We start from the raw sequence: 19,895 nt of genomic DNA, 5'->3' as shown, positions 1-19,895 counted from the left end.
TTTGGGCTTGGGAGGGCCATTGCGATGACAGATACGAAAAACACTGACTTACTAGCACGTCGTGAGGCCGCAGTTTCAAATGGCGTCGGTCTGATGCACCCTGTTTTTGCACAACGCGCTGAAAACTCCGAAATTTGGGATGTAGATGGCAAAAGATTTATCGATTTCGCTGCAGGCATAGCCGTTACGAATTGTGGCCACCGGCATCCGGCTATGGTTGCAGCGGTTGCTGAACAGCTGGCGGCGTTTACGCATACTTGTCAGCACGTTGCGCCATATGAAAACATGATTGAACTGGCGGAGCGGTTAAATGAAATCGTTCCCGGTGATGGGCCGATGAAGTCGGCATTCTTTACGAGTGGCGCGGAAGCTGTTGAAAATGCAGTCAAGCTCGCACGTGCCTTTACGGGGCGCGACGGAGTTATTGCGTTTGGCGGCGGCTTTCACGGGCGCACGTTCATGGGCATGTCTCTGACCGGCAAGGTCGCCCCCTATAAGGCGGGTTTCGGCGCGATGATGTCAGACGTTTACCACGTGCCAATGCCCAAGGCATTATCTGGCACGAACGAAGACACCGCGATGGCGGGGCTCAAGGCGCTGTTCAAAGAGAGTATTGAACCGTCGCGCATTGCGGCAATCATCATCGAACCGGTTCAAGGCGAGGGTGGCTTTTATCAGGCTCCGGACACTTTATTAGTTGGGTTGCGGGAATTGTGTGATGCGCACGGCATTTTGCTCATTGCCGACGAAGTACAGACAGGGTTTGCGCGCACGGGAAAAATGTTCGCAATGGAACATTCCGGCATAAACGCCGACCTTACTGCGATGGCTAAGGGCCTTGCCGGCGGGATGCCGCTGTCGGCAGTCACAGGGCGCGCCGCAATCATGGATTACGTTGGGCCGGGCAGCATTGGCGGGACTTACGGTGGCAACCCGTTGGCTGTTGCTGCGAGCCTTGCAGTTCTCGATATCATTGAGAAAGAAGGACTGTGTGAAAGGGCAACGATGCTTGGCGAAGCATTGAGCGCGCGATTGAATGCCATGCGCGCGCAAGTGCCAGAGATTGCTGAAGTCCGAGGACCGGGATTTATGGTTGCGGTTGAATTCCGCGACCCGGTGACAGGCGCACCTTTGGGTGCGATGGCAAACGCGGTTAAGGACGGCGCGCGGGAACGAGGGATGTTGCTGTTGACCTGTGGTACTGACGGCAACGTCGTGCGTTTCCTCGCGCCGTTAACCATACCGCAAGATCATTTTGACGAAGCGATGGCCATTCTCGAAGCGTCAATCCTTGCGGCAAGTGGTAAGTATGATGCATGATTTGAGGGTTACGACTTGCGGAGTCGATGATCCGGAAATGGAGCGATGTTCCCGCAGTACGCGTGGAAAAACATGACCGAGCCTCGACATACAGCCACGCATTGGGGCACCTATAAAGTCGCCTGTGAAAACGGTCGCCTTACGTCCGTGACACCCTTTGCAGACGATCCTGACCCTTCCGATCTTGGTGGGAACATGCTCGATGCGATCCACCATGAAACACGTATCCGTCGCCCAGCCGTCCGCGAGAGTTTTCTAAAAGATCCGACTAGGTCCGATCCGCGCGCGCGAGGTGCAGAACCTTTTGTAGAAATTCCTTGGGACGAAGCTCTCGACCTTGCGGCAGCAGAATTGAAACGCGTCAGAGGTTCGTACGGCAATGAGGCTATTTTCGGCGGCTCGTATGGATGGGCAAGTGCCGGGCGGTTTCATCATGCCCAAAGTCAAGTTCACCGCTTCCTCAATGGTTTTGGCGGGTATACCGCGTCTACGGATACCTACAGCTATGCCGCCGTGAGCGCCTTGATGCCCCACATTGTAGGTCCGTTTTCAAAGTTGGTTTTAGACGAGGCAACATCGTGGGACGCAGTCGCGGATCATGCAGACTTAATCGTGATGTTTGGCGGAATGTCATTGAAAAATGCCGACATAAATGCAGGCGGCGTTGGGCGTCATACGCTTAAAGAATGGTTGGGTAAGATCCGGGCAAGCGGAACAGACTTCATCAACATAAGTCCAATCCGCACCGATGCGCCCGATGTTTGCGAAGCCGACTGGATCGCGCCACACCCCAACAGCGATACGGCTCTAATGCTGGCGTTAGCATATGTCCTTCATACAGAAGGGTTGGCAGATCGGGCATTTCTTGAACGTTACACCACGGGTTATGACCGCTTCCTGCCGTACCTTCTGGGGCAAGTCGACGGCGTTCCAAAAACGCCGGATTGGGCTGCTTCTCTTTGCGGCATTCCCGCTCAGACCATCACCGACCTAGCAAGACGCATGGCGCAAGGGCGGACGATGATTACGGTCGCATGGGCCCTACAGCGGGCAGATCACGGGGAACAACCCTGCTGGATGGCTATCGTTTTGGCTGCAATGTTAGGGCAGATTGGATTGCCGGGCGGCGGGTTTGGCGTTGGGTATGGCTGCGCCAACGGTGTTGGAAATCCGACGCATGCGATCCGTTTTCCTGCCTTTCCACAAGGCAAGAACCCAATACCGGATCCGATCCCTGTTGCGCGTATCAGTGATGCATTGCTTTCGCCGGGCCAACCTTATCGGTTTAACGGCCAAGACCGCACCTATCCGGATCTGCGCTTGGTGTATTGGACTGGGGGTAATCCCTTTCACCACCAGATGGACCTTGGCAAACTGGTACGTGGGTTCCAACAACCTGAAACCATCATTGTGAACGAGGTCTGGTGGACCGCCACCGCCCGCCACGCCGACATTGTTTTCCCTGCGACCTCTAGTTTTGAACGGCGCGACATTTCCATGGTGCGTTGGGATCCGCTCATTACACATATGGACGCGGCTATTCCTCCACAGGGCGATGCGCGTGATGATTATGCCATTTTTGCTGGATTGGCAGAGCGTTTAGGTTTCGCGGATACCTTTACCGAGGGGCGCAGCGCGGATGAGTGGGTTTCCCACATTTGGGAGAACGCGCAGCAGGCCGGTGAGACGGCGGGCATTGCATTGCCTGATCTTGCAGATTTGGCACGAGATGGCACACACGCGCGGCCTATCTCAGAAACACCGTGTGTTCTGCTCGCCGATTTTAGAGCGGATCCCAAGACTCATCCCCTTAGTACTCCGTCAGGTAAGATCGAGATTTTCAGCGATGTCATTGCGGGATGGGGTGACCCAGATTGTCCCGGCCATCCAGTCTGGCTGGGAAGTTATGAGTGGCGCGGTAGCAAGGCTGCCGAAATCTATCCGCTGCATCTGATTAGTAACCAGCCCAAAACGCGGCTGCACAGCCAAATGGATTGCGGCGCTACAAGCGTTGCATCAAAAATCAAAGGCCGCGAACCTGCTACGCTGAACACCGCTGACGCAGCCGCACGCGGTATAAAGGCTGGCGATGTGATCAAGCTATTCAATGCCCGTGGGTCTTGCCTCGCTGGGGCTGAGTTGTCGGACGACATCAAGCTTGGCGTGATCCAGCTGTCAACAGGTGCGTGGTACGATCCCGAAACGCCTGGTGATCCGCAAGCGATGTGTGTCCACGGCAATCCCAATGTTTTAACCCGAGATGCGGGGACGTCAACATTAGGGCAGGGACCCACGGCGCACTCAACGCTTGTCGAGGTCGCCCGCTTTGACGAACCGCTCCCCCCCATAACGGTGTTTTCACCCCCTGAATTTGTGCCGACAGAGCCAAAATAAACCCAACAAGGAAATCGACATGACAAAACCAATCATTCCACTTCCCGAAGGCATTAAGACCGTCGTATTTGGCACCGGAGATATCAACGGTGTGATGCGCGGGAAGCGCATTCCGGCCGCTCACTGGGACACGATCTGCGAAGACGGTTGCGCGATAATTGCAGCGATCTATGCCATGGATATGACCTGCGATATCTGGGACACGCCGTATTGCAGCTTTGGCAATGGCTATGTGGATATGCACCTGTATCCAAGCACGACGCCCGTACCGATCCCTTGGGAACCGGGGGTCGCTATGTGTCTGGGTTACAGCGAAGGAATGGATCATAAACCTGTTCCTATTGACCCGCGTCAGGTGCTGATCCGGCAATTGGATCGGGCCAAAGAAATGGGATTGGAAATTCAGGTTGGATCCGAGTTGGAGTTTTACTTGCTTGATCCGGAAACAAAACTTCCACGGCAAGAAGGAATTCAGGTTTACGGCATCAACCGTCAGTCAGAGATGGAGCACGTCCTTGGTCCAATCCGCGATGACTTGATTGAGATGGGGATTCCGATTGAGCAATCAAACCCTGAGTATGCCGCGGGACAAGCCGAAGTGAACGTTCGTTACTCCGAGGCGCTTTCCAGTGCGGACAACGTGGTTTTGTTCCGTACGTTGGTTAAAGAAATCGCCCAAAAACACGGCTATATCGCGACCTTCATGGCGAAACCGTTCATTGACGAGTCTGGAAGCGGGTTCCACACCCATTACTCGGTTTGGAAGGACGGCAAGAACGCCTTTGCTAAGGACGGAAAGCTCAACGAAATGGGGATGTCGTTCCTTGCTGGGATGCAAAAACGTATCGGGTCAACTTCGTTTGTATCGTCAACAACACCCAACGCATACCGTCGCCGCCAACCCTATACATTCTGTCCAGTCAACGCGAGCTGGGGACACGACAACCGTACCGTAGCTTTGCGGGTTATTGAGGGTGCAGACAAAGCGGTTCGGGTCGAAAAACGCGACGCATCAGCTGACTGCAATCCCTATTATCTGTTGGCCTGCGATATCGCTGCAGGTCTTGACGGGATCGAACAAGGTATGAAGCCAGGCCCCGCTACTGAAGGCGATGCGTATTCCGAATGTGACGATCCTGCATTGCCTCTCAACTTGCGCGACGCTGTGGATGCGGCTGAGGCGGACGGTTTTGTGCGCGGTGTATTGGGCGATGGTTGTTATGACATCTTGATTGAACAGGCTCGCCGTGAAATCGCGTTCGTTGAACATCAAGTGACTGACGTTGAACGTGACCGATACCTTGGCAATTTGTAGGGCGCGTCAATAACATCGATGCTACGTCCCTTTCGGGAACGTGGCAGAAGCCCTTGCAGAAGTACGCAGCGAACGTTCCACTCCGCCAGCTGCAATCACCATAGAGTATACGGAAGTGGTCGCTTGGAACTTGAACTTGCCATTCCATATAAGAAAGTGCTTTTCGATCATCTGGTTGTAGAGTTTTTGGAAACCCTGCGCTGGGTTGGGACAAACCTTAAATCTGTTTGAAGTAGTCTTAGAAGGGATGGCTCCTAGTGTCGGCAAAGGTTGTATTGAGATCGGGCAAGGATCGACTTCGATATGCTGTCAGCTTCGAATTTTTGCTGATGGTTATTCTGGTACCTGCCGGTGCAATTTTTTTTGACAAACCGATTACAGAGATTGGAGTGCTTGGCATAATCCTTGCTGTAAAGGCGATGATCCTAAACCTTGCCTACAACAGAATATTTGATCACTTTGATACCAAAGCAGGTAGAGTATCTAGTCAAAGATCGCAGGTAGGACGGATATTGCATGCAGTAGGGTTTGAGCTCATGCTTCTGATCTCCTCTATACCGCTCTACGCGTGGTGGCTGCAAATTACGTTATTGGATGCGTTCCTAACAGACATTGTCGTAACGACGTTCATCGTCGGCTACACATACTTTTTTACATTGGGTTACGATAAGGCCTTTCCGCTGCCCATGCCGTCCGAGTTCGAGGAAATCTGAATGTACTGTCACAACGATCACGTGGGTCAATGAATAAGTCAGAAGGAAAAACAATGGCTCAACCACAACCATTTCCGGCAGATGAAAGCGCGCTTGATGCCATCCTGAACTGGACCCGCGACCGCATTGTAAACGGCCCAGATCCACGCAACGGTGCCCAGAGCCAAGCGGTTCTTGAGGCTGCATTGGGCAATGCCATTACGCCCGGTGGAATTAACGGCATGCGCGCATTTGAGCTTTTCACGAATAGCATTATTCCCTCAACACGACCTTTTAATCACCCCACGAGCCTCGCTTTTGTCGCCGCCGCCCCAACACCTGCGTCTCTTGCATTTGACGCCGCGCTCGGCGCCGCGGAGATATTCGCGGGCAACTGGGACGGCGGATCCGGCGCGATCCATGCTGAAAATCAGGCGTTGTCGTGGTTGGCGTCGCTGGCGGGATGGCCGAGCAGCGCAGGTGGTGCGTTCGTTTCCGGCGGTACCCTTGGCAATCTGTCGGCACTTCACGCCGCACGCGCCGCATGGACGAAAGATCGACCTGATCGGTGGCGGATTTTGTGCAGCAGCGAGGCACACAGCAGCATCGCGGCTGTAGCGCGGGTGATGGATGCGGAACTGGTATTGGTTGAGGCGGACGCCTATGGGCGCATGTCAGCGGACGCTGCACGCTGCGCAATGGTGGACGGTGTTTTTGCGATTGTTGGGAATGCTGGCGCGACAAATTGCGGAGCCGTCGACGATTTGGAAGGCCTCGCAACCCTTGCGCAAGAGCAAGACATTTGGCTTCATGTGGATGGAGCTTACGGACTTGCAGCCCTTGCCTGTCCTGAAACACGCAAAGTGTTCAAAGGCATTGAGCGGGCGGATAGTTTCATCGTCGACCCGCACAAATGGCTCTTCGCGCCGTATGACAGTTGCGCGCTTGTTTACCGCGATCCGATCAAAGGCGCGCGGGCGCACGGTCAGCAAGGCGTGTACTTGGACACGTTGGATCACACAGCATGGAACCCATCCGATTATGCGTTGCAGCTAACCCGCCGTGCACGTGGCCTGCCGCTTTGGTTTTCTTTGGTTACCTATGGCACACAAGCGTATGAACAGGCGATTGCAAAAACGGTCCAGATTGCCAGTGATCTTGCTCGCGAAATTGACGCGGCGCCGAACCTCGAATTGCTCCTTGGGCCACAGTTGACGGTGGTTTTGTTCAAGGCGGCGAACATGAAAGGGTCTGAACTAGCAGATTGGTGCGAAGTCCAACGGCGTAGCGGTGCGTTGCTTTGCCTGCCGACCAAATGGCACGGAGAAGAGGTGCTACGGCTGTGTATTGTGAATCCCGAAACCAATACGGATCACGTGATGAAGGTGTTGCGGACGCTGAACTGAGTTTCAGGAATACAGGTCCGTGCGCCTGTCGTTGATGTGGGACAGCGACTTACGGACCCGTATCAGATTATCTTTAGAAAGATCAGCAAAGATCATCTCCTCGCCGCCCGCTGCACGTGCCAGATCAATTCCATCCGGCCCGGTGACACAAGACAATCCACAGTATTCAAATGCCCCTTCACCGCCGACACGATTGGCGTAGGCGACGTAGATTTCGTTTTCTTCAGCGCGGGACGGCACGACGCGGGTTGCGACGCCCACATACGGAAGCATGTTGGCCGTTGGGACCAGAAGGGCGTCCGCACCTGCCACTGCATAGGCGCGCACCAATTCGGGGAATTCAACGTCATAGCAAATGGCCAAACCTACGGTCCATTCGCCAAATTGCACGAGCGGGCAAAGGGTATCACCGGCGCTGAACGCAGCCCTGTCCACGTCGCCAAATAGATGCGCCTTGCGACATATCGAAAGGATGGAGCCGGACGCATCAACCAAGGCGGCGGAGTTGAAGACCCGCGAACCGTCGAGCTCAGGGAAGCCGCAAAGGACACCAATGCTGTTGCGTTTAGCGATGTCCTGCAAGGCTTGGACCATCGAGCCGTCACGGGGTTGAGCCAGTTGGCGGATACGGTCGGCACCAATATTGTATCCGGTAACCGCCATTTCGGGGAAAATGATCAAATCGCCGCCGCCTGCTTTGGCCTCTGCACAGGCCTGATCGATAATCGCCAAGTTTTCGTCAACGCTGCGATCAACGGAATTCATCTGGAATATCGCTAGTTTCATGATGTCCTCGGGGGTGGGGTTCGGTAAGGGCCAGTTGCTTCGAATGCGCAGGCCAACGCGAGCAATGCATTGTCAGAATAGGCGCGGCCTGCGAAGGTCAAACCGACTGGCATATGGGTGTCGGCCATTGTGCCCATCGGAACGGTTACGGTCGGGATGCCAAGATGGCGGATCGCAAGATTACCGTTCGCAACCCAAGTCCCATTTCGCCATGCAAGATCCGCGGAGGCGGGATTGATGTCGGCATCTGCGGGGCCAACATCGGCGACGGCGGGAAAGATCACGGCATCGAGGCCAAGGGCGCTCATCCAGTCCTCAAGGTCGATGAGGCGCGTTTCCTCAAGCCCGCGCAGGCCGTCGGCGAGGGTCGGGATATCAAGAAAGCTGTCGCGCGGGTTTGCGCGGGCGTGGTCGGGGTTATCGGCGATGTCGTCGTCAAAGCCGATGTAGCGGTCCGGCAAGCTATCCCCTGGTGCAGGAAAGATTTTGGATCCGTCGACGTCTGCCAAACGGAACAAGTTCGGATCGCCGTTGGATTTCAGGAAATCGTCCCAAGCCCAGACTGACAGATCAGTGATTTCATGGTTGAGGTAGCCTTTGGGGAGTATGCCGCGTGTGCTGATGTTTGGCGCGCCGGTGCGGTCGCCCTCATAGTTTGAAACAGTGGGGAAATCAACGATCACGACCTCAGCGCCCGCGTTTTCGAGGGTAGCACGGGCCGCATTCCAAAGTGCAATGATGGAAGCGCGGGTTTCGATTTTTTGACCTGTTGGACCGCTAATGCCCGATCTGTCGCCGGTGCCGGCGCTAGGGTCACCATTTATGTACATGGCAGGAACACCGAACCGCTTTCCTTTCAATGTTCCCAGCTCAAGCGCAGTGTATGACTTGGGGCGAATTTGCGAAGCGAGTGGAATGGAAATCCAAGGCTGACTGCGCCAAAAATCGCCACGAGGGTCGTGGTCGTCTCCAATCAAAACGTCGAGGACTTCCAGCATATCGGCCATGGAGCGCGTGTGCGGCACGACGACGTCCATGGTGGGCACCAATGGCCAGTTACCGCGCATTGAAATCACGCCACGGCTGGGGGTGTAGGCGCACAACCCGTTGTTGGATGCGGGCGCACGACCGCTCGACCATGTTTCTTCACCCAGACCAAAAGCCGCAAAACTGGACGCAGTTGCGGTTCCTGATCCGTTCGAGGAACCTGACGCGAAGGCCGCCGTAAGGTAATCTGGATTGTATGGCGATTCAGCCCGCCCATACAGGCCAAGTTGCATACCTCCATTGGCCATTGGCGGCATGTTGGTGAGCCCCAAGAGGATCGCGCCCGCTTCGCGCAATTGCGCAATGGCAAAAGCATCGTCTGTGGCGATCAGGTTCGCAAATGCTGGCGATCCCGCTGCAACGGTAAGACCTTTGACCTTGTAGCTGTTCTTGGCTGTGTAGGGGATGCCATCAAGCGGACCGCGTAGTTCACCACATTGGCGCCGATCATCGCTGGCTTGCGCTTCCACAAAAGCATCGGGGTTCAAAACGGGGACGGCATTCAGGCAAGGACCGTTACGGTCAAATTTGTCGATCCGGTCAAGATAGGCGGCAGTGAGGTCAACGGACGTAATCTCGCCACGCTCAAGAGCGCTTCGTAGTTCACTGATCGTGGCCTCGACGACGTTCAAGATGCGCTCTCAAAACCTTGTAGAACGTTGATCGTATTCACACTAATTTCAGCGATATCATACCCGCCCTCCATTACGAACAACGTCGGCAGATTCAGGGTCGCGATGTCTGCGCCGTAGGTTGTGAAATCCTCAGATTTGAGCTTGAAAAAGCTTATGGGATCGGATTCGAACGTGTCGACGCCCAGCGAGATTATCAATTTGTCAGGTGCATAATCGGCGATTTGCGCAAGCGCCCTTTGTAACGCTTCGCGCCACGTTTTGAAATCGGTGTTTGGGGGCATGGGGTAGTTGATTGTAAACCCGTCGCCATTACCATTGCCGGTTTCGTCTGCGTGGCCAAGGAAATGCGGGAAGGCATCCATCGGGTCGCCGTGAAGAGAAATAAAGAGAACGTCATCACGGGCATCAAAGATGTCTTGCGTCCCATTGCCGTGGTGAAAATCAACGTCGAGGATTGCGATACGTTTGGCGCCAGTATCCAACAAGTGTTGCGCTGCCACAGCGGCATTGTTCACGAAACAATAACCGCCGTACATGTCGATCGCGGCATGGTGACCAGGGGGACGACACAGGGAGAAGACAGATTTTGCTCCGTCATTCAGGCGCTGCGCACCCGTCAAGGCAACCTGCGCCGATGCGTAGGCCGCTTCCCATGTTCCTTCGGAAATTGTGGTTTCGCAGGCCAAAGCGTAGTAGCCTAGCCGGCCTTCGATGTTTGTTGGTATTTTTTGTGACATGCGCCGCGCAGGCCACACGGTTGGCATAGCCTCGCCTTCAAAGCCAGCGGACTGCCAGTCGGACCAAGCGCCCTGTAGGAAAGCAATAAAGTCCGCATCGTGAATGGCCAAAATAGGATCCATTCCGTAATCATCAGGTTCGCTAACCGGGCCGAGGTCCACTTCACGCACGCGACCGATGATGTATTCCGCGCGGGACGGTCGCTCGAACGGCTCGACAAGTTGCCCGCCGAACAGTTCGGTTTTTGAATTTCGCAGCCGGTGGCGTTCGGTGAAAATCGTTTCCATTGCTTGTCCCGTTTATCAATCTAATTAGAAACGGCGGCCCCCGCGAAGAGGCCGCCGACAGTTAAGCCAAGGGTGACTTAGTTTTTCAGGTTCGTCCAGATTTGGTCATAGACTGCCTGGGTCGCTTCGTCGCAAACAGCAACGAAAGCGCCTGCACCTGCTACCGCAGGAGGGTTGGCTTCAGGAAGAGAAGCCAGCTCAGGGTCAAGGAACTCCTCAGCACCGGTCACACCCAAGCCATAGCGGGCAAAGTTGGACACTGCGGCGATGTTTTCTGGTTCAAGCAAGAAATCCATAAACGCGATTGCGCTTTCGCGGTTTGGGGCGTCGTTCATAAGAACCACGTTGTCCATCCAAACGACGTAGCCTTGTGTCGGGAAGGCGTATGTAACAGACGGGCGGTCAACACGCGCTTTGGCGCTGAAGCCATCATAAATCATACCGACGGAAACATCGCCAGATACCAACACTTCCTTTGCCGTGTCAGAGTTAAATGAAGCCCAGTGCGTTTTTGCTTCTTGCAGCATATCGTTCAACGCGCTCAGCTGTTCGCGATCTGTTGAGCACTGCGGAATTCCCATGTGCAATGAAGCGAGCGCCATCACTTCACCTTGGCTGTCGAGCATGTTTATGTTGCCTGACAATTCTGCTGGTGGGTTGAACAGAATATCTGTTGTGTTGATATCGCCGGAATACTTGTCGGTATCCACGGAGAAGGATGTCGATCCCCACTGGTAAGGAATGGAGTGCATACGTCCCGGGTCAAACGAAGGGTCCGCCCATTCTGGTGCGATGTTGCCCATGTTAGCCAACTCACCGTCTGCAATGGTGTCTAGGAGTCCTTCGCCAGCCATGATTTGCACCATGTAATCTCCAGGGAAGGCGAGGTCATAAGTACCCAAACCACCCGCCTTAATGGATGCAAGCAATGCTTCGTTCGAGTCATATGTGTCCATTGTGACGTTGATGCCGGTTTCAGCAGTGAATTTTTCGAGCAGCTCGGCAGGCATGTATTCGAACCAGTGGTAAAGTACGAGCTCACCGTCAGCTGCTGCAGTATTTGCCAGAAGGGCCAGTGCCATGGCGGATGTTGTTAGAAGTTTCATGTTGATAGCTCCCTATTGCTATTTTGTGTTGTCCGACTTCGAGACGAAGTAAGAGATGGTCACCATCACGATTGAGAGGCCAAGAAGCATCGTAGATATCGCCATGATGTTGGGCTTAAGCCCTTGTTTCACCGAGCCAAAAATCGCTGTCGGCAGGGTTTCAACCCCTGCTCCTTTGACGAAGTTGGTGATGATGAAATCGTCGAGGCTGACGATGAACGCCAGCAAGAATCCCGATATGATGCCCGGCATCATAAGGGGGAAAAGAATGCGCCTGAACGCCTGTGCTTTGGTCGCATAAAGATCCATCGCAGCATGTTCGTAAGTGTCCTCGATCCCCTGCATCCGCGCCTGAATAGGTAGGTATGCGAATGGGATGCAGAACGCAGTATGCGCGACGAGGATGGTCATATACCCGCGTGTAAAACCGATGGAATTGAAGAAGATCAATGTCGCCACGGCAAGAACAATTTCGGGTACCATAATGGGTAATGAAATTAGTCCAATTGACGGGCCGCGTAGTTTGTACTTCCCGCCCCGTACGATGGCCGTGGCCGCTGCGGTGGCAATCGCTGTCGCAATCGTCGCTGCGATGATGGCGATTGAAAACGAGTTGAAAGCCGCTTGCTGGAACTTTGCACTTTCGGGTCCAGTGAAAACATCGGCATACCAGCGCAATGAAAGGCCGCCCCATGTGGTAATCGATTCCGAAGCGTTGAACGAATAGACCGTCACCACGACCAGCGGAGCATAAAGAATGAATAAGCACAGGATGGTTATGAACCGGAATCCCGCGTAGGTTTTGACATCTGTTGTAGAACTCATTGTTCGCCCCCCCCACGACGTTGCTGGCGGGCAAAGATCAATAGAATAACCATGACCATAGTGAGTAAGACCATTGATGCCGCAGCACCAAACGGCCAGTTGCCTGCGTTTCCTTTGAACTGCTCTTCGATCAGTGAACCGATCATGAAGTTCTTCGCACCTCCCAGCAAGTCAGGCGCTAGGAACGCCCCAAGGCTAGGAACGAATACGAGGATACAGCCGGCTATTACACCTGGCTTCACAGCGGGCAAAAGGATACGCCGCAGGGTCGTCCACTTGGTAGCGTAAAGGTCAGCCGCCGCTTCGGACATCGTGAAATTGTAACGTTCAACCGATGCGTAGATCGGTAGCACCATGAATGGCAGGTAGCTGTAAAACAGTCCCAATTGAACCGCGAGGTTTGTGTTGATGATATGCAGCGGATCGCCAATCAACCCGATGTTCATCAAAAAGTCATTTAGGGGACCCTCATCGCGCAGCAGGAATTTCATCGACACCGTGCGGATCAAAAGGTTCACCCAATAGGGGATCGTGATCAAAAACACCCAAAGCGCACGGGTATTAGCAGGGCGCGTGGCGATGTAATAGGCGGTTGGAAATCCGATCAGTAGTGACAGAATTGTCGCCAGGCCTGCTTGCCAAATTGAGCGCCAGAAAATGCTGATGTAGGTCCATTGCAGCGTCGGATCGTCGTCGCCGAACAAGCCGCGATCAAAGAAGAATTGATCGTAGGCCGCGAGGGTAGGGTCCCAGATTACTCCACCGCGAAATTCTTTGGTTAAAAACGAATAGATGACCATGACACAGACAGGCATGAGCACGAAAACAACGAGCACCAGCCATGACGGAAGCAAGAGCCAATTGCGCGCCTGTCTGTAGGTGTCGGATGCGGCACTGCCGCCGGAAGCTGCACCACCCGCCATTAGTCAACCAACAAGCGCGCAGCGCCTGTCTCCATGTCCACAAAAGCAGAGCTACCTGGCTCGAAAAGCCGTTTATTGCCGCGCTCAGTGTTTGATGTGCGGATGGTGATTTTCGGGCCACCGTCTAAATCCATCATCGTTGTGATATCGGTGCCAATAAAGATGTTTTGCGTCACCACACCTTTCAAACTCTCGGCGCTCGTGGCTTTTTCCGACAAGACCAGACGCTCCGGTCTTACAGAAAGATGTACTTTGGCGCCAGACGCGACACCTTCGACCGCGTCGCAGATTAGCTCATGACCACCGCCAATATGACATTGGGCGCGCCCTTGCGCGATTTTGTCGACGGACACCTCAAGAAGGTTGGTGTCCCCAATGAAATCGGCCACGAACATGTTGTGTGGGTGTTCGTAGATGTCGCGCGGCGCACCGAGTTGTTGCAATTCACCGGCGGACATTACGGCGATTCGATCTGACATGGTCAGTGCTTCTTCTTGGTCATGAGTGACAAAGATAAACGTAATTCCGGTTTCCCTTTGAAGCTGTTTTAGTTCTATTTGCATAGCCTTACGCAGCTTGAGATCGAGTGCAGACAACGGCTCATCCAGCAATAGAACTTTAGGAGATGGGGCTAGCGCCCGGGCAAGGGCTACACGTTGTTGCTGCCCGCCGGACAGTTGCGAAGGTTTACGGTGCGCAAACTGAGAGAGTTGAACCAGTTCAAGCATTTCTGCGGCACGTTTAGCGGCTTCTGCACGCGAGCTTCCCTTCATTTCAAGCCCAAAGCCGACATTTTCAAGCACTGTCATGTGTGGAAACAAAGCGTAGTTTTGAAAGACCGTGTTCACTGGGCGTTTGTGAGGGGGTAAGGTTTTTATCTCGTCACCAAAAAGGTAAATCCCACCCTCAGTCACGTCTTCGAAGCCAGCGATCATCCGCAAAAGCGTTGTCTTACCGCAGCCGGACGGGCCCAAAAGCGTGAAAAATTCATTGTCTCGAATGGCCAGTGAAATTTGCTGTAAAGCAGTGAAAGTACCGTATCGTTTGACAGCATCGCGGACATCGACCGCGATTTCTGTGGTCTCATTCATTTGTCGTCTCCCTGAATAGCAAGGTTAGGTGCGGTTTCATATTTGGTTTTTCCTACCTGAGCTGCTGCAATCGGGTTGGTCATCAAGGTGCCAATATTCACACTGTATTCATGAATACACTGGCAAGTAAAGTTATGAAGGCTTATCAAATGTCGATTGGCAACGCCGTTCATGACAAGCGCCCCTTTATCTTTATAGTCGCCATCATAGGATCTCTTCGATTTCGCCCTTCGTCTAGCGGGGGCTTGATACCAAAATTGTAGTTCCGCAGATAAAGAGATGTCACGTTTGAATTGACGAAGGCAAGCTTAGGCCCTTCCTTCCTCGCGGGGCAAAATCTTAGCCACACCCTAATCACAACTAATGCAGACTGTTCTTTCCACGGACCATTTAAACGGTAATCTTGAAAACCACCGATTGGGAAGGCCATTGAATGACAGTTGAAAAGATAGACACGCTAGTCGTTGGTGCCGGACAAGCGGGAATCGCGCTTTGTGAGCATCTAGGTCAACAAGGCGTACCGTTTCTGGTGTTGGAGAAAAGCCGGATCGCTGAGGCGTGGCGCACGTCGCGCTGGGATGCCCTAGTCACCAATGGCCCCGTGTGGCACGACCGTTTTCCGAACCTTGAATTCAAGGACAACGCGCCGGACGAATTCGTTGGCAAAGATAGGGTCGCTGATTACATTGAAGAATATGCATCCATGGTGAAGGCCCCAGTGCGAACCGGTGTTGAAGTATTGAGCGCTGTGCCGTTTGAGGATCGCGCTGGTTTTCGTGTTGAGACTTCAGATGGCATCATCGAAGCCATTCGGATCGTTGCAGCCACTGGGGCGTTTCAGCATCCAGTCATTCCGCCAATTGTTGAACAAGGCGCTGCAGTTCATCAGATGCATTCCGCCGCATATCGCAATCCTAATCAGCTCGCCGATGGCGCAGTCATGGTGGTTGGTGCAGGGTCATCCGGTGCACAAATTGCCGATGAATTAAACAGGGCAGGGCGCAAGGTCTTCTTGTCCGTTGGCCCACATGATCGTCCTCCGCGCCGTTACCGCGGCCGCGATTTCGTTTGGTGGTTGGGTGTGCTTGGTCTTTGGGACTTGGCGGCGCAAGAACCTGGCACAGAACATGTAACGATTTCAGTGAGCGGCGCTTACGGTGGTCACACAATGGATTTCCGCCGTCTTGCAAGTGAGGGCGTCACCCTTTTGGGACGCACGGAGACCTTCGCGGATGGTGTGCTAAAATTTGCAAATGACGCACGTAAGAATGTCGACGCAGGCGATGCCAACTATGCACAGATGTTGGATGCGGCAGACGCTTATGCTGCGTCCGCGGGGTTGGATTTGCCACTTGATCCGGACGCGCGCAAAACATGGCCGGACCCAGACTGCCTGACCGATCCTCAACTTAGCTTGGATATAAATGAGATGGGAATAACAACCATCATATGGGCAACGGGTTTCAAGCAAGACTTCAGCTGGCTAAAAGTGGATGCGTTCACTGAAACGGGCGCGCCAATCCACCAACGCGGCGTCTCCAAGGAGCCCGGCCTCTATTTCCTTGGCTTACCGTGGCAATCGCGCCGTGGGTCGACGTTCTTGTGGGGGGTGTGGCACGATGCCAAGTTCGTCGCAGATCTGATTGCAATCCAACGCGCCTATGCAGACTATGATGGCGATGCAGCAATTGTCCCTGCCGCAGATGAATGACTCAAAACTGAACGGAACCCCAATGGCACATACGCGCATTCGAAAATTCAATACGGGCGAAACCTACCCCGAACAGAACCTTGATAACGATCTGTGCCAAGCGGTTGTCACGCAAGGCGGCAAGACTGTTTGGCTTCGAGGGCAATGTCCGCAGAACCTTGATGATGCGCAAAATATCAATAGCCATGATCCCGTTGAACAGACCCATAAAGTGATGCAAAATATCCGTCAGCTGATCGAAGAGGCAGGTGGATCAATGGAGCACCTTGTCAAAGTTGTTGTCTACATTACGGACGTCCGCCACCGTGAAGACGTGTATCGCACGATGGGCGAATACATCAAAGGTGTGCATCCTGTTTCGACCGGTTTGGTGGTTCAGGCGTTGGCGCGGCCCGAATGGCTGGTCGAGATTGACGGCACAGCGGTGATCCCGGAATGACGTTCTCACTGGTCGCCCGCTGCGCTGAGACTGGGATGTTTGGTCTTGCGATATCATCGTCCTCTCCCGCTGTTGCAGCGCGATGCGCATATGCGCGCGCGGGTGTTGGCGCTGTGGCGTCTCAGAATGTTACGGACCCGACGTTGGGGCCATTGGCACTTGATCTCATGCAAGGTGGGATGGCCGCGGATGAGGCGATCGCAGGGGTGAGTGATCTGGGCAAATTCATCGAATACCGACAGGTTTTGGCCGTCGATAAAAATGGTGCGACGGCGATCCACTCTGGCCCGAACTCTCTCGGTATATGGACGCAAGCGCAGGGGCCGAATGTGGCATCTGGCGGCAATATGTTGGCCAATGACAGCGTGCCGCAAGCCGTGGTCGATGGATTTCTGAACAGTGCGGGTCACCTTGGGGATCGCTTGATTGCCGCGATGCGTGCAGGCTTGGCTGCCGGCGGTGAGGCTGGGCCACTGCATTCCGCAGGTCTATTGATGGTTGATAAAGTCGCGTGGCCCGTGGCCGAGTTACGCTGTGACTGGACCGAGGACTGCCCGATCGAGAATATCGCGACAGCTTGGGACGTCTATAAACCGCAATTGGATGCCTATGTGCAGCGCGCAATCGATCCACGCGAAGCGCCGTCTTACGGCGTTCCCGGCGACGAGTAAGTAAGGAATTTTACAATGCTAGATTACACCAAAGCCGACTGGACCAAGCGCGCCTCTGGCCTGACAATGCGTCACCAAGCTTTTATCAACGGGAAATTTGTTGATGCGGCTTCTGGAGAGACGTTTCAATCTATCAATCCGGCAACCGATGCCGTCTTGGCCGACGTCGCATCCTGTGATCTGGAGGATGTGAATCGCGCTGTGGCCTCTGGTCGCGCCGCGTTTGAGGCGGGCATTTGGTCGCGTACCGATCCTGCCCATCGCAAAGCGGTTCTTTTGAAACTCGCTGACCTGATCCGCGAGAATTTGGAGGAGTTTGCCCTGCTTGATAGCCTTGATATGGGTAAACTGGTCACGGACGCGGCGACAATTGACGCACCGGGTTCAGCGCATTTCTTTCAGTGGTACGCCGAAGCCATCGACAAGATTTACGATGAAGTCGCCCCAACCGGCCCCGGTGATCTGGCGATTGTCGCACGGGTCCCACTCGGTGTTGTTGGCGCGGTTACACCGTGGAACTTTCCACTCGACATGGCGACATGGAAAGCTGCAGCCGCTTTGGCCGCCGGCAATTCCGTTGTCTTGAAGCCCGCCGAGCAGTCACCCCTTTCGGCCCTTCGCCTTGCTGAGCTGGCGGTTGAGGCTGGCGTGCCTGATGGTGTGTTTAACGTCGTCCCCGGGTTTGGCCACACTGCGGGTCAGGCTTTGGGCCTACACATGGACGTGGACTGTCTCGCCTTTACCGGATCTACTTTGATCGGCAAGAAATTCATGGAATATTCAGGGCAATCGAACCTAAAACAAATCTGGCCTGAGACCGGCGGGAAAAGCCCGAACCTCGTGTTCGCTGATTGTGAAAACCTTGACGCGGCTGCGGATATGGCGGCCTTTGGAATTTTCTTTAACCAAGGTGAAGTTTGCTCCGCCAATTCGCGACTGTATGTTGAACGATCTATTAAGGACGAATTCGTTGAGAAACTCGTCGCGAGGGCGGCCGGCATGCAACCGGGTGATCCTCTTGATCCGGCCTCCAAGATGGGCGCGATTGTGGATCGTAAACAGACCGAAGGGGTGATGAAGTTTGTTGAAGCAGGCAAGCAAACCGCCAATCTTGTAGCAGGCGGTGAACAGGTTCACGTCGATGGCAAAGGGTGTTTTGTGCTGCCGACGATCTTTGATGACGTGAGCCATGATGACGCGCTTGCACGCGATGAGATTTTTGGCCCCGTTCTGTCGGTCATCCCGTTTGATGCAGAAGAGGACGCCATTCGTATGGCCAATGACAGTGTTTACGGCCTTGCTGCGTCTGTTTGGACAGACAACCTAAGTCGTGCGTTGCGCGTTTCTGATAGGTTGATGGCAGGAACTGTGTCGGTGAATACTGTTGATGCGCTCAGTGCGATGACACCGTTTGGAGGGATGAAACAGTCTGGTTTCGGGCGCGACCTATCGTTGCATAGCTTCGATAAATACACCGCGTTAAAAACCACGTGGATTAAGTATGCGCCCTGAGAATTGCGCTTGAAACTTTCAAGCAGCCCAGCGTAACTGGGGTATGGCGTTACGATTTACACTTCGACAATTGGAATACTTCGTCACGGTTGGTGAGCAGGGTTCAATTGCGCAGGCGAGTGCACAAGTAAACGTTTCGTCGCCTTCGATTTCTGCCGCGATTTCGCAGCTCGAAGACGAATTTGGTCTGCCGCTTTTCGTCCGAAAGCATGCGCATGGGTTAAGTTTGACGCAAGCGGGGCGTCAGTTCATGATACAGGCACAAAAAGTTCTGAAGGAGGCTGACAGCCTGAACCGGCTTGCGGGGACCATTTCCGGAAGCGTACAGGGACCACTGAATGTCGGCTGCTTGTTGACCTTCGCGCAGGTTTTGCTGCCTGCGCTCCGTCGCGAATTTCAACACAAGCATCCTGATGTGCAAATCTCGCAAATTGAATGCGATCAAGAAACGCTGATCGAGAAAATACGGCGGGCGGATATTGATGTCGCGCTGACCTATGATCTGGAAGTTCCGGCAGATTTAGATTTTATACCGCTGCGTTCATTGCCTCTGTATATTGTTGTCTCGGCCGACCATCCATTGGCCAATCGCAAATCGATTTCGGCTGAAACGCTCGTGAAATATCCGATGGTTTTGTTGGATCTACCGATAAGCCGCACTTACTTTATGAGCGTCTTTGATCGCGCCGGCGTATCCCCTAAAATCGTTGAAAGAACGCGCGATATGGCTGTTATGCGCTCGCTCGTCGCGAACGGTTTTGGATTCTCGGTTGCCAACATCCGTCCGCATACTGATCTGTCACCGGATGGCCGTGCGCTTTGCTTTATTCCGTTCAAGGACACGCCGAGGCCTTTGCGTCTCGGGTTCATTGTCCCCGAAGGTGCCCGCAATATTTTGTCGGTCGACACCTTCATCCATCATACATCTCAAACGATATCCAACTGGGGGTATCCGGGGCTTCCTATTGCCGATGGCGCTTAAGTCTTTCCTAAGCCA

General features: G+C 54.0%; 18 protein-coding genes. 10 read left to right on the top strand and 8 right to left on the bottom strand.

Features of this window, described 5'->3' with window-relative positions:
• The first annotated feature begins 24 nt into the window (after positions 1–24).
• From gabT to OSB_RS07775, 5 genes are all read left to right on the top strand, one after another.
• Complete coding sequence (gabT, locus tag OSB_RS07795) at positions 25–1,320, top strand: 4-aminobutyrate--2-oxoglutarate transaminase (RefSeq protein WP_049834456.1); 1,296 nt, start codon at positions 25–27, stop codon at positions 1,318–1,320.
• A gap of 72 nt (positions 1,321–1,392) precedes the next feature.
• Positions 1,393–3,714: a molybdopterin-dependent oxidoreductase gene (locus tag OSB_RS07790; protein WP_049836095.1), complete on the top strand. Its 2,322-nt coding sequence runs from the start codon at positions 1,393–1,395 to the stop codon at positions 3,712–3,714.
• A gap of 19 nt (positions 3,715–3,733) precedes the next feature.
• On the top strand, positions 3,734–5,029 hold the full coding sequence (locus tag OSB_RS07785) for a glutamine synthetase family protein (RefSeq protein ID WP_049834455.1): 1,296 nt from the start codon (positions 3,734–3,736) through the stop codon (positions 5,027–5,029).
• 257 nt (positions 5,030–5,286) lie between these two features.
• Complete coding sequence (locus tag OSB_RS07780) at positions 5,287–5,742, top strand: PACE efflux transporter (RefSeq protein WP_049834454.1); 456 nt, start codon at positions 5,287–5,289, stop codon at positions 5,740–5,742.
• 53 nt (positions 5,743–5,795) lie between these two features.
• A complete protein-coding gene (locus OSB_RS07775) occupies positions 5,796–7,127 on the top strand; it encodes a pyridoxal phosphate-dependent decarboxylase family protein (protein ID WP_082166437.1) in 1,332 nt (443 codons plus the stop codon).
• A gap of 3 nt (positions 7,128–7,130) precedes the next feature.
• Here OSB_RS07775 and OSB_RS07770 read toward each other — a convergent pair whose 3' ends face one another.
• The 8 genes from OSB_RS07770 to OSB_RS16685 all read right to left on the bottom strand — a co-directional run bounded on the left by OSB_RS07770 (position 7,131) and on the right by OSB_RS16685 (position 14,738).
• Entirely contained in the window at positions 7,131–7,913 is a 783-nt protein-coding gene (locus tag OSB_RS07770; protein ID WP_049834453.1) for a carbon-nitrogen hydrolase family protein, read from the bottom strand.
• Positions 7,910–9,592, bottom strand: coding sequence for an amidase (locus OSB_RS07765; RefSeq protein WP_049834452.1), 1,683 nt, complete (start codon positions 9,590–9,592; stop codon positions 7,910–7,912). The genes OSB_RS07770 and OSB_RS07765 overlap by 4 nt, the downstream gene beginning before the upstream one ends.
• The gene (locus OSB_RS07760; RefSeq protein ID WP_049834451.1) at positions 9,589–10,620 is read right to left on the bottom strand and encodes a histone deacetylase family protein; all 1,032 of its coding nucleotides are present in this window, start codon (positions 10,618–10,620) and stop codon (positions 9,589–9,591) included. Before OSB_RS07760 ends, OSB_RS07765 begins: the two co-directional genes overlap by 4 nt.
• A 77-nt stretch (positions 10,621–10,697) precedes the next feature.
• Positions 10,698–11,726: an extracellular solute-binding protein gene (locus tag OSB_RS07755; protein ID WP_049834450.1), complete on the bottom strand. Its 1,029-nt coding sequence runs from the start codon at positions 11,724–11,726 to the stop codon at positions 10,698–10,700.
• An 18-nt stretch (positions 11,727–11,744) separates the two neighbouring features.
• Entirely contained in the window at positions 11,745–12,551 is an 807-nt protein-coding gene (locus OSB_RS07750; protein ID WP_049834449.1) for an ABC transporter permease, read from the bottom strand.
• Positions 12,548–13,474 carry an ABC transporter permease gene (locus tag OSB_RS07745; protein ID WP_049834448.1) on the bottom strand — a complete coding sequence of 309 codons (927 nt, stop codon included), beginning with the start codon at positions 13,472–13,474 and terminating at the stop codon, positions 12,548–12,550. Before OSB_RS07745 ends, OSB_RS07750 begins: the two co-directional genes overlap by 4 nt.
• Positions 13,474–14,565 carry an ABC transporter ATP-binding protein gene (locus OSB_RS07740; protein WP_049834447.1) on the bottom strand — a complete coding sequence of 364 codons (1,092 nt, stop codon included), beginning with the start codon at positions 14,563–14,565 and terminating at the stop codon, positions 13,474–13,476. Before OSB_RS07740 ends, OSB_RS07745 begins: the two co-directional genes overlap by 1 nt.
• Positions 14,562–14,738, bottom strand: coding sequence for a hypothetical protein (locus tag OSB_RS16685; protein ID WP_158454107.1), 177 nt, complete (start codon positions 14,736–14,738; stop codon positions 14,562–14,564). Before OSB_RS16685 ends, OSB_RS07740 begins: the two co-directional genes overlap by 4 nt.
• A 260-nt stretch (positions 14,739–14,998) precedes the next feature.
• On the opposite strand from OSB_RS16685, the gene OSB_RS07735 reads away from it, so the two are divergent.
• Genes OSB_RS07735 through OSB_RS07715 form a run of 5 tightly spaced genes read left to right on the top strand, consistent with a single transcriptional unit; the run spans position 14,999 to position 19,880 of the window.
• Positions 14,999–16,276, top strand: a complete 1,278-nt coding sequence (locus OSB_RS07735) for a flavin-containing monooxygenase (protein ID WP_049834446.1) — start codon at positions 14,999–15,001, stop codon at positions 16,274–16,276.
• A gap of 22 nt (positions 16,277–16,298) precedes the next feature.
• A complete protein-coding gene (locus OSB_RS07730) occupies positions 16,299–16,715 on the top strand; it encodes a RidA family protein (protein ID WP_049834445.1) in 417 nt (138 codons plus the stop codon).
• Positions 16,712–17,386: a DUF1028 domain-containing protein gene (locus OSB_RS07725; RefSeq protein ID WP_049834444.1), complete on the top strand. Its 675-nt coding sequence runs from the start codon at positions 16,712–16,714 to the stop codon at positions 17,384–17,386. The genes OSB_RS07730 and OSB_RS07725 overlap by 4 nt, the downstream gene beginning before the upstream one ends.
• Positions 17,387–17,401: 15 nt before the next feature.
• Positions 17,402–18,898 (top strand): aldehyde dehydrogenase, encoded by a 1,497-nt coding sequence (locus tag OSB_RS07720; protein ID WP_049834443.1) that lies wholly within the window; start codon positions 17,402–17,404, stop codon positions 18,896–18,898.
• A gap of 43 nt (positions 18,899–18,941) precedes the next feature.
• A complete protein-coding gene (locus tag OSB_RS07715) occupies positions 18,942–19,880 on the top strand; it encodes a LysR substrate-binding domain-containing protein (RefSeq protein ID WP_049834442.1) in 939 nt (312 codons plus the stop codon).
• Positions 19,881–19,895 lie beyond the last annotated feature (15 nt).

Source organism: Octadecabacter temperatus, assembly GCF_001187845.1.
Lineage (GTDB): Bacteria > Pseudomonadota > Alphaproteobacteria > Rhodobacterales > Rhodobacteraceae > Octadecabacter > Octadecabacter temperatus.
The sequence above is the reverse complement of the archived record's forward strand: the minus strand, read 5'-3'. Positions and strand labels throughout refer to the sequence as shown.